Source organism: Polaribacter sp. AHE13PA, assembly GCF_019278505.1.
Lineage (GTDB): Bacteria > Bacteroidota > Bacteroidia > Flavobacteriales > Flavobacteriaceae > Polaribacter.
The window spans coordinates 3,874,143-3,891,214 of sequence record NZ_CP058985.1 but is presented as its reverse complement, the minus strand read 5'-3'; the positions used below and the strand labels follow the sequence as shown (position 1 = coordinate 3,891,214).

Genomic DNA, 17,072 nt, shown 5'->3' with positions numbered 1-17,072 from the left:
AAAGTAGAAGTTATTGAAAACAAGGAAATAAATAGGCACAGGGAAATAAACTTTTTCATACAATTATAGGGATAGCAGTCCAAAGTTAAAAAAATTAAAAAGAAAAGAGGCTAAAAACATACGTTTTTAGCCTCTAAAATTGAATTTGAATTAATCTAATTTACGCTTTCGTTTTTACAACAAAAGAGAAAGTCATAATATCATCTATAAATTTATCTTTTAATCCCTCAAAGAATTTTTTAGAACCATATTTTACATTAAAATCTGATCTATCTACATTAAAAGATTCACTTGTAAATACTGTAACTCCATTTTCTGTAGAGATAGTTGCAGGTATTGTTATACTTTTTGTTACATCTTTAATTTGTAAATTTCCTGTAACTGCTAATTTTCCTTCCACCTCTTCTACATTGGTAATAACAAATTTTGAAATAGGATAAGCATCTACTTCAAAAAAGTCTTCATTACTTAAATGCCCTACTAATTTTGCATTTCCTTCTTTATCTGCAGGAATATCTAAATTTACAATAGTAGTCATGTCAATTACAAACTCACCATTAATAAGTTTACCATCTTCTACTAACAAACCTCCACTTTTTAAAGCTACAGTTCCATTATGGGCTCCTCCTGGTTTTGTTCCTTTCCAATTTAAAACTGAAACAGAGGTATCAACATTATTTAGTTCAGCAACATTAACCTCAACTTTTACAGCTTCTTTAGCTTCTACTTTTTCTTTTTTTTCTCCTTTACATGCAGTTAAAACTGATGCTACTAATACTAATGATAAAATTATTCTTTTCATTTTTTTATTTTTTTGTTAATATGAATTCTATTGCAAATATATACTATTTATTTCCCTTGGAAAATATTATTATAGTTTTTATGATAAATTAACATTTAACATTTTAAAAAACTACTCTTTATTTTTAGAATCTATAATAATTGTAACCGGACCATCGTTTTTCAAAGCTACTTTCATATCTGCACCAAACTGACCTGTTTGTACTTTTTTACCGAGTTCGTTTTCTAAGGTTGCTACAAAATTCTCATACAACGGAATGGCTATTTCTGGTCTTGCTGCTTTAATATAACTGGGTCTATTTCCTTTTTTAGTAGATGCCTGTAGAGTAAACTGACTTACAACAATTACTTCACCATCAATGTGTATGAGTGATTTGTTCATCACCTGATTTTCATCATTAAAAACACGAAGATTAGCTGTTTTTCTAACCAAGAAATTAATATCTTCTTGTGTATCATCATCAACAATACCTAATAATACTAAAAGTCCCATTTTAATTTCTGCAACTTTAGCATTATCGATCGTTACACTAGCTTCCGATACTCTTTGAATTACAATTTTCATAAAGTTTATTCCTCATTATCTTCTTCGTTCCAAACATCTGTTCTAAAATGTTCTTTCTCTTCATCTCCACTTAAAATTTGAAGGTAACTCTTATAACGAGACCAAGAAACACGCTCTTCTTCTAACGCCTCTTTTACTGCACATTGTGGTTCTTTAGTGTGAATACAATTATTGAATTTACAATCTTGTTTTAAAGCAAAAAACTCAGGAAAATAATCTCCTAATTCGTATTTATCAATATCTACAACTCCAAATCCTTTAATACCGGGTGTATCTATAATTCTTGCATCGAAACTTAAATCGAACATTTCTGCAAAAGTAGTAGTGTGTTTCCCTTGATTATGTTGATCTGAAATTTCTTTTGTTTTAAGGTTTAAAGAAGGTTCAATAGCATTTACCAAAGTTGATTTACCAACACCAGAATGACCAACAAACATAGATGTTTTACCTGTCATTATTTCTTTAATGGTATCTACATTTTTATTTTGCGTAGATGAAACTTCTACACAACGATAACCAATAGCTTCGTAAATATCTTTTAAGTATAAAATTTCTGCTCGTTCCTCTAGTTGATAAGAGTCTATTTTATTAAAAACCAAAATAGTATCTATTCTATAAGCTCTGGTTGCTACTAAAAATCGATCTATAAATGTGGCGAATGTAGGCGGATTATTAATAGTAATCAATAAGAAAACTTGGTCTATATTAGAAGCGATAATGTGGGTCTGTTTAGAAAGATTTACAGATTTTCTAACAATAAAATTATCTCTATCTAAAATCTTTTTGATAACACCTGTTTCTTCATCATTCTTTTTCTCTAAATCGAACACAACTTTATCACCAACCGCAATTGGATTGGTACTTTTAATGTCTTTTATTCTAAATTTTCCTTTAATTCTACATTTGTAAAATTCTCCGGTATCAGCTTTCACCTGATACCAACTTCCAGTAGATTTATATACGATTCCTTTCATTACTACAAAGATGCTGAATTAATATTGAATTAAGAAAAATAGTAACAAATTCAATAGTTATTTCATTAATCAAGTTAAAAAATAAATTAAATCTTAAAATAATTGTTAAAGTTACCCCTATATTCGTTTTTTTTTAACCAAAACTTATTTATGAAAAAAATTATCTCACTATTTGCACTTGTAATTTGCATAACAACAACAAATGCTCAAACAAAATTATATGTACATGATGATGCTGAAACTTATGTAGAAAACACAAAAACAATAGCTATTCTACCTTTACATGTTCAGGTTAAGTTAAGACCAAAACAATTAAAAGATTTTACTTCTGAACAAATAATTGAAATGGGAAAAAGTGAAGCTTTAGACATACAAAAAGCGATGTATTCTTGGTTTTTAACTAGAAAAAAAAGAGGGACTCTATTGGTTGCTGTTCAGAACCCAACAAGAACGAATGCTTTATTGAAAAAGAAAGGAATAGATATTCATTCTTATGATGAATATTTACCTAGTGAATTAGGCGAAATCTTAGGTGTAGAAGCAGTTATTTCTGGAACTTACGAAACTTCTAAACCAATGTCTAATGGAGCTGCAATTGGACTCGCTGTTTTAACAGGTGGAATGTTTGCAACCAATACCGCAACTATGAATATGGATTTCACAAGTACTATTGATGATGAATTAGTAGTTAATTATCATAAAAAAATTAAAGGATCTCTTGGTTCTGATGCTCAAGATCTAATTAATATTTTAATGAGAAAAGTATCTAGAAGAATTCCGTATACAAAATAATTGAATATCATTATTTATATGAAAGACCGCCAATTGGCGGTTTTTTTTTGTTAAACACATGCTGTTTTACCTAACTAAAGTAAGTTGTTTGCTATTTCGACCTTTTGGGAGAAATCACAAAAAGTTTGGTTGAGTTTGACTTATCAATGTTATAGGATTTCTCCTATCGTCGAAATGACAAATTTTTGATGACAAGTTTTCTGTAATATAATTATTGGACTTCTTATTGTTTTGAGATGTTTTTTGTCCTTCTTTGGGATTCACCATGTGTTAAGGATTGAGCAATTGTTTGAGCTCTTTTTTGTTTTTCTACAAAAAAAGCGAGTGCGAAAGCCTGACCAAGCTTTTTTGCTTGGTAACGCCCAAAAAAAATACCTTCAAATTATAAAACTTGAAGGTATTTAAATAAATATTTATGCTTAAAGATTATCCGTTGATAATTTTTTCTTGGTGAACGATAGATTCTTGGTGAATTGCCTTAAACATTTTTAAAACAAATTCTTCACTTAAACCTTTGCTACTACCTTCCATAACCATGTTTCCTAAAATCTCGTTCCAACGACGTGATTGTAAAACAGCTACGTTTTGATCTTTCTTTAATTGACCAATTTTATCGGCAACTTGCATTCTTTTACCTAATAAATCGATTAATTGATCATCTACCACGTTAATTTGAGCTCTTAAATTTTCTAAAGGTTCTCTGTAACTAACTGCAGTCTCAGTTTCTTTCTTCACTTTTAAGTCTACCATTATTTGTTTTAAAGTATCCGGCGTAACTTGTTGTGCAGCATCAGACCAAGCATTTTCTGGGTCGTAATGAGTCTCAACCATTAAACCATCAAAGTTTAAATCTAAAGCAGTCTGACAAACATCAAAAATCATGTCTCTCTTACCTGTAATATGAGATGGATCGTTGATTAATGGTAAATCTGGAAACTTATTTTGAAACTCGATAGCTAATTGCCATTCTGGATTATTTCTATATTTAGATTTTTCATACGTTGAAAAACCTCTGTGAATTGCTCCTAAATTTTTGATTCCTGCAGTATATAATCTTTCGATACCACCTAACCATAAAGCTAAATCTGGATTTACTGGATTTTTAACCAATACAATTTTATCTGTACCTGCTAATGCATCTGCAATTTCTTGCATGATAAAAGGTGATACAGTAGAACGTGCACCAATCCATAATAGATCTACATCGTGCTCTAAAGCTAACTTTACGTGGGCTGCATTTGCAACTTCTGTACAGGTCTTCATACCTGTTTCTTCTTTTACTTTCTTTAACCAGTGTAAACCAATTTCACCAACACCTTCAAACATTCCTGGTCTTGTTCTTGGTTTCCATATTCCTGCTCTAAAATAGCTTACATCAGAATCTTTTAGTTCGTGTGCAATCTTTAAAACCTGTTCTTCGGTTTCTGCACTACAAGGCCCTGCTATTACTAGTGGATGATTTAATTTCATATCGTCCAACCATGTTCTCAATTCTTTTGTATTCTCCATTTTTCTACTTGTTTTGGCTTATTATTTTATGCCGTTTAAAATTTGTTTTATGTGATTTGTATTCTCCATTTCGTTAAAAATTTCAGAGAACCTATCTTTTTGCATCAACTCTTTAAAATGTTGTAAATTATTGATGTACTCTTCTAATGTTTCTATTACGTTTTCTTTATTTTGTTCAAAAATTGGAGTCCACATTGCTGGCGAACTTTTTGCCAAACGCACTGTAGATCTAAATCCTGAACCTGCCATATCAAAAATATCGCGTTCATTTCTTTCTTTATCAATGACCGTTTTACCTAACATAAATGCGCTTATGTGAGATAAGTGCGAAACATACGCAATATGCTTGTCATGAGAAACTGGGTCCATGTACCGAATACGCATTCCAATGTCTATAAAAAGCTTTAAAGCTTTTTCTTGAAGCTTAAAAGTTGTCTTTTCTACTTCGCAGATAATATTTGTTTTTCCAACGTATAAGCCGGATACAGCTGCTTTTGGACCAGAATTTTCTGTTCCTGCAATTGGATGCGCTGCTAAAAAATTTCTTCTTTTAGGATGATGTTCAACCACTTTACAAATTGCTTCTTTTGTAGACCCTGCATCTACAACCAAACCATCATCAGAAATTTTATCTAATATTGTCGGCAATAATTTTGCAGTTGCATCTACTGGAATTGATATAATTACCAAGTCTGCATTTTCTATATCGTCTAAAGTTGCTTTCTTTTGAATTACACCTAATTTTAGCGCTTCATCTAAATGGCTTTCATTCGTATCGATTCCGTGAATTACAACATCCGGATTGTTATTTTTAATATCGATAGCAAAACTACCGCCTATTAAACCAATACCAATCATGTATATATTTTTCATTTTGTTTTCTCTTTAAGTGAAATTCCTCTTTGTTCCTCATTCGGAATGACACACTTTAATTTTTAATTCGATAAAGTCTCTTTTTAGTAAACAAACTAACTGCAAACTGCTACTAAAAAACTACAAACTTATTTATCAAACCTGCTAATTGCTTCTTTAATTATATCTGTTGTTACACATAATGAAAAACGAATATATCCTTCTCCTTGAGAGCCAAAAATGGTTCCTGGAGTAATAAAAATATCATGATCATATAAAACTGCATCTGTAACTTCTTCAGATTTTTTTCCTTCAGGTATTTTTGCCCAAACAAACAATCCTGTTGAATTTTTACTATAAACTGCATCTAACTTATCTGCTAATTGCCAAATTAAACTTCTACGTTCTTCGTAAATTTTATTTTGTGCTAAAAACCAATCATCAGATAATTGTAAGGCTTCTATAGCTCCTTTTTGAATTCCGTAAAACATACCAGAATCCATATTCGATTTCACTTTTAAAACTTCGTTGACGTACGTTGCTTTTCCTAACAACATACCAACGCGCCAACCTGCCATGTTAAAAGTCTTACTTAAAGAGTTTAACTCTAAAGCAATGTCTTTTGCGCCTTCTACTTGTAAAATACTGATAGGATTATCGTTTAAAATAAAACTATATGGATTGTCATTAATGATTAAAATACGGTGCTTTTTACCAAAAGCTACTAGTTTTTCAAACGTTTCTAATGTTGCATTTGTTCCTGTTGGCATGTGCGGATAATTGACCCACATAATTTTTACATCACTTAAATCTTGTGCTTCTAAAGCTTCAAAATCTGGTTGCCAATTAGTAGCATCACTTAAATTATAAAACAAAGGTTCTGCACCTACTAACTTCGTTACAGAAGTATAAGTTGGATATCCAGGATTCGGAATTAATACTTTATCGCCTTCGTTTAAAAAAGCCATAGAAATATGCATAATTCCTTCTTTACTTCCCATCAATGGTAAAATCTCGTTTTCTGGATTTAAATCTACCGAAAACTTGTTTTTATAAAAAGTTGAAATTGCATTTCTTAATTCCGGTAAGCCCTGATAGGATTGATACTTATGTGCACTTGCATCACCTAGGCTATTTTGAATTGCTTCTAAAACTTCTGTTGGTGGTTGCAAATCTGGAGATCCAATTCCCATATTGATAATTGGTTTTCCTGCAGCTGCTAAACCTCTAACTTCTCTTAATTTTTTAGAGAAGTAGTATTCTTGCACTGTATCTAATCTTTTAGCTGGTTGTATCATAACTATACTATTTTCTACCGTTTTTATAAACTCCTAAAATTTTGAATTCTTCTGCCATTATTTCTATAATCGCTTTTGCTTTTTCATACTCACTATATTCTTCAAAAGTAACATCTACAAAAAATGAATATTTCCATGGAGTTTCTATTACTGGTAAAGACTGTATTTTGGTTAAGTTCATTTTGCAATCACTCAATACATTTAAAATTGCTGCAAGACTTCCTCTTTTATGGTTTAATTGAAATTTTAAAGAAGCTTTATTAACTTCTTTATTAACTTCTGGTTTAGTAGTTTTTACAATTACAAAACGTGTAGAATTATCTTTTATGGTTTGAAGTTCATCTTCAAGAATTTCTAAACTAAATATTTCTGCAGCAATTTTTGGAGCAATTGCAGCAATACCTACTAAATTTTCTTTCGAAATTCTTTTAGCAACCTCAGCAGTGTCAACATCTTCCACTAATTTTATATGTGGATATTTTTTAAAAAACTCCTTACATTGTAACAATGCCATTGGATGCGACCAAACTTCTTTAATATCTTCTATTCCCTGACCTTTTAGAGCCATTAAATGATGATGAATATTCAAATACTCTTCATCTATTATGTGTAAATTATTATTATCAATTAATGCATAATTAGGAATTATAGACCCCGCAATGGTGTTCTCTAAAGCCATAATACCCAAATCTGCGGTATTGTCTAGCAAACTGGCTACCAACTCATCAAAAGACATACACTCTTTTAATTGTATAGTGGTTCCATAAAAGTTGCGTGCAACTTTATGATGGTTTGAGCCTTCAGCTCCTTGTATGGCAATAATTTTATTCATTTTATTACAAATAATGTCAAAAAAAAAGCCTCGAATGGAATTCGAGACTTTATATGATATGAATGTTACTTAAAAACATGATACAAAGTCTCCTCTCTTACTAAAAAAGTAAAAGTAAAAATAGAAACGAGTAAAATAATTATTTAACATTTGTATTCTCTTTGTTTATACTGACAAATCTAAAGATAAATTTGAAACAAACAAACTAAATAGCATTTTTTATAAAAAAAATGATTAATCATTAAAAATTACATAAAATATAAAGCAATCATTATGAATTTCTTCAACTAAAAAGAGATTATAAACAGTATTCTAAATGTTAAGCTATTCTTCTACTATGTATTTCAATTGAAGCTTCTCTTTTTGGACAAAAAAACTCCTACCTAGCTCATTCATATACTCTTTAAAACCATTCTTCACTATTTTCTCAACAATTTTTAGATACTTACTAATAAAACCGAATTGTTGTCTAGTTATTTATTCCACATTGTAACAACGATTATTATACGAATATCTAAAGTAGCTAAAACCTTATTTGTAGACATATAATAGCTCTTCTCTACATATTACGTTCATGTAATTCTAAAATATAAAAAGAGAGAATTAGTGTTGTACATTTTAAATAATTCTTTCGATTTATTTGTACATATGTGAACTTAGTATTAATTTTGCACTCCCCTTAACTGCGCCCCTAAGCAGATTTTATAGTATTCCCCCAACGTATTTTAAGATTTTAACAACTCCCCCAAAGAACAATTAAATCAAAAGCACCATGAAAAAAACTACTTTTCAGGTATGTGAGTTTGGGGAAATTCAATACCTATTAAAGAACAGCTTAAAAAGCTTAACAGTACTAACGCTATTATTATTTTACACTTCCTTTTCTGTAAGTGCGCAAGGCCCCGGCCGAGACACCAATGATAATATTGAATTTTACAAGAAATACTCTGGTGCAAACCTTACCTATAAACAAATAGGTAATAGTGAAATTAAATATAATAGAAATAGTGGTGTTACTTTTGATTGTTCTAAAGGTAATGGAGCTGCAACTAGTTCAACACTAAATTTACCTGCAGACGCAGTGATACAAGCTGTATATGTACAATGGTTTGCGCTTGTAAAACATGATAAATCTAATTTAACTAGCTACAACCCATTATCTACAACCATACCTATTACGTTTCCTAATGGAACAACACAAACCATTACAAGAGATAAAAGTTTTAGAGAAACGGTAGCATTTAGTACTTACAACCCTGTATATGAAGGTTATTTAGCTGATATTACTTCAGAAGTTTTAGCACAGCCTAATCCTTCAGGAACATATACTGCAGATGTGATCTCTACATCTTCAAATAGCACTGTTCAATCAAGATTTAATTCAGCCTGTGCTTATTCTCAAGAAAATGTAAGAGCATGGCAAATGCTTGTTGTTTACAAATCACCAACTGAAGAAACGGGGATCAATCAAGTATATGTATATGATGGCTTAAAAGGTTTTGTATATGAAAACGAAGACGTAGACGTACCCGTTACAGGCTATAAAGTATATTCTGGAGATGTAGCAGGTAGTATTTCTGTAGCTTCTTTACAAGGGGATGCAGCTATTAATGGAGAAAAAATAAAAGTTTCAGACCCTGCATTTAGTGATTTTCCTAATGATTGGGCTAACTCAGCTGGGGTTTCAGACCCTGCTCCTGGTACCGATGCTCAAACCGGTGGTAATTATGGAGCATGGGATATTGATGTTGTAAATAGTAATTTTACACCTAATTCAACAAATTTAACGTTAGAGGTTGGATCATGGCAAGACCTTATATTAATAGACTTAATTGTATTAAAAATACCAACAGGAGGTCTAATTGTAACTAAAAAAACAACCACTCCTAATGTTAATATTGGCGAAAACGGTACCTACGAAATAACTTTAACAAATGCGACTAATGTAGATTTAAAAGGCATAGAAGCTAAAGATATTCTACCCACAGGTTTTACCTATGTATCTGGAGCCAATGTTGTGTTAAACAATGCTAGACAAACTGCTACAACAAAACCACAAGTAGGAGATACTACACTAAATTGGGGTACTTTTGATATAGATGGTAAAGGAAGTGTAACCATTATCTTTGATATAGCAGTACCTGAAAACCAAAATTTAGGAACCTATCAAAACGGAGTAACAGCTACTGTTACAAGTCCAAATGATACAGTTATTACAAATTATGATTCTGGAGACTCTACAAATGATGATATAACCGTAGGGAATCGTTGTGATGCAGCTTCTTCTGGGAACTTAGATACAGACGGAGATGGCATTAGTGATATTTGTGATTTAGATGATGATAACGATGGTATTTTAGATGTTGATGAAGACACTTGTGATATCTATGGAACTCCTTTACTTAATGAAGATTTTGGAATAGGAAACAATATAAGTACTCCTTTATCTGGAGGAGCGTCTACAAATTATAACTATTTAGATTTAAAAAATCCACGTGATAATAATACTAGTCGTGATTTACAGGATGACCTTTACGCAGTATTTAATAACATCCCTAACTCTGCAAGTTGGGCAGATGATAAATGGCAAACTGTAGGTGATCACACAAGTGGTAGCTTAACACCTACAAACGACAATATGTTAATGGTAAATGCAGGTAAAACACTTGATGTTATTTATCAGAAAACAATTTCAGGTATTACAGCTGGTGCACTTTTAGATGTATCTTTTTGGGTCTTAAATTTAGATATTGATAATAACATTAATAATGATCCTCTTAGAGTTTTACCTAACATACAAATAGAGCTTTGGCAAAACGGAGTACTTTTAGGTCCTCCTGTAAATACAGGAAACATTGTTAGAGAAGAAGCAGGCAGTAAAGATGCATGGAAATATTATGGTACAAAAGCACCTTTAACTACATTAAATAGCAGCAATATAACCGTTGTTATTAGAAACAACACGAAAGCAGAATATGGAAACGATTTAGCTATTGATGATATTCTAGTAAGACAATTATGTAATACAGATTCAGATGGAGATGGGATCCCTAATCGTTTAGATTTAGACTCAGATAACGATGGTATTCCAGATGTTATAGAAGCTGGTGGTAAAGACGACAACAATGATGGAATGGCAGATGGTGTAGTTGGTACAACACCATCAACTAAAGGAATTCCACAAAGTGCAGGTACAGGTAATACACCAACATCTACAGACGGAGATGGCATACCAGATTATCTAGACATAGATGCAGACAATGATGGTATTCCAGATAATATAGAAGTACAAACTACTGCAGATTATATCGCTCCAAGTGGAGTTGGTACTAGTATGGCAGATAGTAATAACAATGGTATTGATGATAATTATGAAGTTGGTGGTAACGTTTTTATCCCAGTAGATACTGATGGCGATAAAATACCAGATTACTTAGACCCAGATTCAGACAATGATGCCATTCTTGATATTGCAGAAAATGGAGACTCACAAAATGTTCTTACAGGAAAAGATACTGATGGTGATGGTTTAGATGATGCTTTTGATGACAACACAGACAATCCTACTATTGGATTTACAGTAAATGATGGTGTAAGCCCAAACAACAAAGTAACAAACTTAACTACTCTAGAAAACTCTTTTGGAGATGAAGATAATGACTTCAACCCTAGTAATCCTTCTACAGGTAATCTAGATTATAGAGATATTAAGGATAATGACAATGATGGTATTGCAGACAGCATCGACCTAGATGATGATAACGACGGTATACCAGACACTATAGAAAATGGAGGAAACTTAGCCGAAGGTGATGAAGATGGAGATGGTATTCCTAATTATTTAGACAACCATGATGATGGTAATGGAGGAGACGGAAGTACTACAGATTACACAGACTCTAATAATGACGGTATACCTGATGTATATGATAACGACGGAGATGGTATTCCTAATCACTTCGATTTAGATTCAGACAACGATGGTATTCCAGATATCGTAGAAGCTGGTGGTATTGACACAGATGGAAATGGAAAAGTAGATAATATTAATACTGATGGAACTCTTGTAAACGATATAGACAAAGACGGTTTAGATGACCGTTATGACGCTAATGTTACAGGTGGAGCTAATGGAAATAATATTTCAAACCCAGATTCAGACGGAGATGGTATTCCTGATACACGAGATTTAGACTCAGACAACGATGGTATTCCAGATATCGTAGAAGCTGGTGGTACAGACATTAATGGAGACGGTAAAGTAGACAATATAAATTCTGATGGTACGCTAAAAAATGATGTAGATAATGATGGTTTTGATGATCTAGTTGATGGTGATGTTGGCCAACTTGGTACACCTAACAATAAAGACAATGCACTAGTTATTACCGGAAGTGATACTAATAATGACGGAAAACCCGATTCTTATACAACAGGAGATACAGACCGAGATGGTATCCCTAATCATATAGATTTAGATTCAGACAACGACGGAATTACTGATATTACAGAAGCTGGAGGTATTGATGCCGACGGAGATGGAAAAATAGATAACATAAGAAGTAATGGTACGCTAATAAATGATGTAGATAACGATGGTTTTGACGATGCTGTAGATGGTAATGTAAATGGTACAGATAATAAAAACAATGCATTAATTGTTACAGGAGTAGACACAGATGGTAATGGTAAACCTAATAGTTACCCTAATGGAGATACAGACAAAGACGGTGTATTAGATTTTCTAGACTTAGACTCAGACAACGATGGTATCGCAGATATTGTAGAAGCTGGTGGTATTGATGGTGACGGAAACGGAAAAGTAGATGATATTAATGCAAACGGAACTTTAATAAACGATGCAGATAGTGATGGTTTAGATGATCGTTACGACGCTAATGTAACAGGTGGTACAGATGGTAATGCTATTACAAACCCAGATACAGATGGTGATGGTATTAAAGACACACAAGATTTAGATTCAGATAACGATGGTATTCCAGATGTTGTAGAAGCTGGTGGTACAGATGCCAATGGAGATGGTATTGCAGACAACTTTAACGATACAGACAATGATGGTTTTAATGACTATGTAGATGGTGATGTAAACGGTGCTATCAACAGTAATAACGCTTTAATACTTACAGCTAGCACAGACGCAAACAACGATGGTAAGCCAGATACATATGATACTGGTGATACAGATAACGATGGTATTCCTAACTACTTAGATTTAGATTCTGATAACGACGGAATTTCAGATTTAGTAGAAGCAGGCGGAATAGATACTGATGGTAATGGATTAGTAGATACTATTAACTCTGATGGTTCTTTAAGAAATGACGTTGATAACGATGGTTTTGATGATGCTGTAGATGGAAATGTTAACGGAACTAATAATGTTGCAAAAGCATTAATAGTTACCGGAGCAGATTCAAATAACAATGGTAAACCTAATAGTTACCCTAACGGAGATACAGACCAAGATGGTATATTAGACATGTTAGACTTAGATGCCGATAATGATGGAATTCCAGATTTAATAGAAGCTGGCGGAGTAGATGAAGACGGAAACGGTTTAGTAGACAACATCAACAGTAATGGAACATTAATTAACGATACTGATAACGATGGTTTTGATGACGCTGTAGATGGAAAAGTTGGTACTATCAATAATAGCAACAATGCCTTAGTAGTTACAGGAGCAGATAATAATAACGATGGTAAACCAGACTCTTATATTACAGGAGATTCTGATAAGGATGGTATCCCAAATCATATAGACCTAGATTCAGACAACGATGGTATTGTAGATATTATTGAAGCTGGTGGTACAGATGCTAACAGAGATGGTAAAGTAGATAACATTAATAACAACGGTAAATTAACAACTGATACTAATAACGATGGTTTTGATGATAATGTTCAAACCGATCCGTTAATAATTACCGGACCAGATACTGATGCAACAAATACAACAGCAGATGGGAAACCAAACTCTTACCTAAAAGGAGATGCAGATACAGATGGGAAACCAAATTTTATAGATATTGATGCTGATGACGATGGTATTCCTGATAATATTGAAGGACAATCTACAAGTGGTTATAAAAAACCTTCTGGAGTTGGAAACAACATCGCAGACAGTAACAATAATGGTGTAGATGACCAATATGAGTTTGGCTCTAATATTGGCTTTATTCCAGAAAATACTGATGGAACGGATACTCCAGATTACTTAGATGAAGATTCAGATAATGATGGTGTACTTGATATTGCTGAAAATGGGGATTTACAAAATGAGCTAGCAACAGATGCAAGTGGTAAATTATTAGATACAGATGGTGATGGTTTAAATGATGCATTTGATGATAACCTAGACATTCTAAATAACGGATTTACAGTAAATGATGGAGGAATAGCACCTAATAACATAGTAACAACATTAGCTATTTTAGAAAACTCTTTTGGAGATACAGATGGTAATTTCGATCCAAATAACCCAACTACTGGTAACCTAGATTATAGGGACATACCAGAAGCTGCAGACGTTATGATTACGCAAGTTTATCAATTTGGTACTGAAAGATGGATAGAAATAACTAATATAGGTTTAGAAGATATTCCTGCTAAAACCATTAAAATTCAATTGTATAAGAATCAAACAGTAGCTCAGGTAGATGCGCTAACAATAGTGACACCAACTGAAGAAATTGTGGTAGATTCTGAATTAAAAGTAGGTAAATCTGTCCTATTTAAAAACAATACAACTTCTGAAATAACAAATTTAGGTGATGCAACAATTATAGAAAACAGCGCATTAACTGATATCAGCGGAGCAAATGATATTATAACACTTTCTTCTGCTACAGGAAATTATGCATGGGCAAATAGATATGATATAATTTCTGATATTACCGACAAAACTTCATTTGTTCGAATAGATCAAGTAACAGCACCTAATAAAAATTATGATTCTAGTGAATGGGTAGTTTTTATAGATGATGCCATAAACTCATATCAATCTGGTTATGAAACTGGAGACAATAGTACAAAAAGACACTCTTTAGATCCATTAATCTCAGAAATAGAGAATTCTAATTCTGAAGCTAACACTTTGTTAGGTTTACATAGAATTAAGGAAACTACCACAAATACCGATGGTACTTGGGACAACGGTTATCCAGACAGGTCTCGTTATGTTATAGTTGATGAGTCTTACAACCATCAAAATAATCGATTAAGTGCTAGAAAATTAAAGGTTCTTAACACAAATGAGTTAAAAGTAACAGATCAATTATTAGTAGTTACAAATGATATAGAGCTAGACGGAGACATTCGTTTATCTGGTTCTTCTGCTCAATTGATACAGACGCATGAAAATGCTAGTACTGTTTCTGGTGATGGAAGATTGTTTGTAGATCAAAACTCAGAAGTACCAAGTAAATACCGTTATAATTATATGAGTTCTCCGGTTACTACTTTAAATAAGGCAACCTATTCTTTAGAATCTGTTCTTAGAGACGGTACAACAGCAAATACACCTAAAGAAATTACTTTTGTTGGTGGATATGATGGTTCTTTTACTGAATCGGGTATTTCCTTAGCAGATTACTGGGTATACACGTATGCTCCAGCTAGTAACGGAAGAGCAAATTGGTCTCATAAATATAAAAGCGGAACAATAGATAGAGGTGATGGTTATACATTTAAAGGACCTGGAAGAGAACAAAACTATACATTTGTGGGTACCCCTAATGATGGTGAGTTTAAAACAAAACAGATAACTGAAGGACAATCTTATTTAATTGGAAACCCCTTCCCTTCTGCTTTAAATGCAAGAAAATTTTTAGATGACAATAACGATTTAATATCAACACTTTATTTTTGGCAACATGTAGCAGAAACGAATGCTTCAGGAACTGCTGGTCATAATTTTGGGGGATATATTGGTGGTTATGCTGCTCAGAATGTAAGTATGGCAACAGCTGTAAAAACGGGAGAGACAGGTCCTGTTGACTTCACACTTCGAGCTGAACACGTACCTGATGCAGATACAAATGGTCTTAAACAATTAATTTCAAATATTTTAGGTAATGTAGTCTCTTTAAATAATCATGATTATATCAAGTTCTCTAACATTCCTAGAGGAGTAGAATCTTTAAAAATAAACTACGCATCACTTTCAACTAAGAAATTTAATATAAAAATTGATAATGTAGATAAAGGTGAGTTTACTTTTCCTTCTACCCGTCTAATTTATAAAGATATAACAATAGACTTATGCATACCAGCGGGTAGTGACATTACTTTTACAGCAACCAACGGTTCAGATATATTATATATGAATAAATTAATATTTCAAGATGATGACGGACTTTTATCTTGTGTTGCGAACTCTGGTGGTAGTCAATATGAAAATTTATACAAATCTCCAGAACCTTATGTTGCAATAGGTCAAGGATTCTTTGTAGAAGGTATTGGTACCGGACAAATTAAATTTAATAATAGTCAAAGAGAATATAAAACAGAAGGAGATGGTACATCTATATTCTTAAAAAGCGATCAGAAAACAGCTTTAAAAGCAGTTAATAACAACCTATCTATATTAAAATTAGGAATGAGCTACTCTAATGATGAAGGAAGCAATTTACATCGCCAAATTGGAATTTCTTTTAATCAAGCAAATTCTTTTGAATATGAAAAAGGGTATGACTCTGAAATGTATGATGTGAACCCTACTGATTTCTATTGGAAGTTTCCAAATGATACAAATAGTTATGTAATTTCTGGAGTACAAGAAATATCGAATGCACTAGAAGTACCACTAGAAGTTATTGTAAGCGAAAACAGTATTATTACAATTGGTATTGATGAAATAAACAACATCAATCAAAACGTATACATCAAAGACAAATTAACTGGTAAAACACAGCTAATAAATGATGTTAGTGCAGCATATCAATTAGAAGCAGGTACATACACAAACAGGTTTGTTTTGGCTTTTGAAGCGACAGAAGACAGTGTACTTGGTGTAGAAGAAGATCTAATCGCTGGACAAACCAATATTTATGCAGATAACGACAATAACAAAATTGTAATTTCTAAAAATCAAGAAGTGAACATTCAAAAAGTAGAGTTATTTGATATTCTTGGTAAAAAAGTAAGTACTTGGAATATTAACGAACAAAAATCTACTTACCAATTAGAAATCAAAAAACAAATACCAACTGGTATTTACATTGTTAAAATGAACACAGATAAAGGAGCAATCAATAAGAAAGTAGTAATTGAATAATAAACACCTCATGCCTCTAGTTAAAAAATGAGGTATAGATTTAATAAAAAACTCTAAAGATAATAATCTTTAGAGTTTTTTATTATTAGGAAGTTTTTAATGGCAATATAAGTTTCTATTAACCCCAACTATAAAAGTTCTTTTCTGAATC

The 17,072-nt window shown here is 32.3% G+C and carries 9 protein-coding genes; 2 read left to right on the top strand and 7 right to left on the bottom strand.

Features of this window, described 5'->3' with window-relative positions:
- Window positions 1-160 precede the first annotated feature (160 nt).
- The 3 genes from H0I28_RS16505 to rsgA all read right to left on the bottom strand — a co-directional run bounded on the left by H0I28_RS16505 (window position 161) and on the right by rsgA (window position 2,340).
- On the bottom strand, window positions 161-802 hold the full coding sequence (locus tag H0I28_RS16505) for a YceI family protein (protein ID WP_218732494.1): 642 nt from the start codon (window positions 800-802) through the stop codon (window positions 161-163).
- A gap of 111 nt (window positions 803-913) precedes the next feature.
- A complete protein-coding gene (gene dtd, locus H0I28_RS16500) occupies window positions 914-1,366 on the bottom strand; it encodes a D-aminoacyl-tRNA deacylase (RefSeq protein WP_218759818.1) in 453 nt (150 codons plus the stop codon).
- 5 nt (window positions 1,367-1,371) lie between these two features.
- Entirely contained in the window at window positions 1,372-2,340 is a 969-nt protein-coding gene (gene rsgA / locus H0I28_RS16495; protein WP_218759817.1) for a ribosome small subunit-dependent GTPase A, read from the bottom strand.
- A gap of 150 nt (window positions 2,341-2,490) precedes the next feature.
- Between rsgA and H0I28_RS16490 the strand changes: the two genes are divergently transcribed.
- The gene (locus H0I28_RS16490) at window positions 2,491-3,132 is read left to right on the top strand and encodes a hypothetical protein (RefSeq protein WP_218759816.1); all 642 of its coding nucleotides are present in this window, start codon (window positions 2,491-2,493) and stop codon (window positions 3,130-3,132) included.
- A 426-nt stretch (window positions 3,133-3,558) separates the two neighbouring features.
- Here the strand turns inward: H0I28_RS16490 and H0I28_RS16485 are convergent, their stop codons facing one another.
- From H0I28_RS16485 to H0I28_RS16470, 4 genes are all read right to left on the bottom strand, one after another.
- Window positions 3,559-4,641 (bottom strand): bifunctional 3-deoxy-7-phosphoheptulonate synthase/chorismate mutase type II, encoded by a 1,083-nt coding sequence (locus tag H0I28_RS16485; protein ID WP_218752060.1) that lies wholly within the window; start codon window positions 4,639-4,641, stop codon window positions 3,559-3,561.
- Between the two features lie 21 nt (window positions 4,642-4,662).
- Entirely contained in the window at window positions 4,663-5,514 is an 852-nt protein-coding gene (locus tag H0I28_RS16480) for a prephenate dehydrogenase (protein ID WP_218759814.1), read from the bottom strand.
- Window positions 5,515-5,642: 128 nt separating this feature from the next.
- Window positions 5,643-6,791, bottom strand: a complete 1,149-nt coding sequence (locus H0I28_RS16475; RefSeq protein WP_218759812.1) for a pyridoxal phosphate-dependent aminotransferase — start codon at window positions 6,789-6,791, stop codon at window positions 5,643-5,645.
- Between the two features lie 7 nt (window positions 6,792-6,798).
- Window positions 6,799-7,623: a prephenate dehydratase gene (locus H0I28_RS16470; protein WP_218732487.1), complete on the bottom strand. Its 825-nt coding sequence runs from the start codon at window positions 7,621-7,623 to the stop codon at window positions 6,799-6,801.
- A gap of 772 nt (window positions 7,624-8,395) precedes the next feature.
- On the opposite strand from H0I28_RS16470, the gene H0I28_RS16465 reads away from it, so the two are divergent.
- On the top strand, window positions 8,396-16,921 hold the full coding sequence (locus H0I28_RS16465; protein ID WP_218759811.1) for a T9SS type A sorting domain-containing protein: 8,526 nt from the start codon (window positions 8,396-8,398) through the stop codon (window positions 16,919-16,921).
- The last annotated feature ends 151 nt before the right edge of the window (window positions 16,922-17,072 follow it).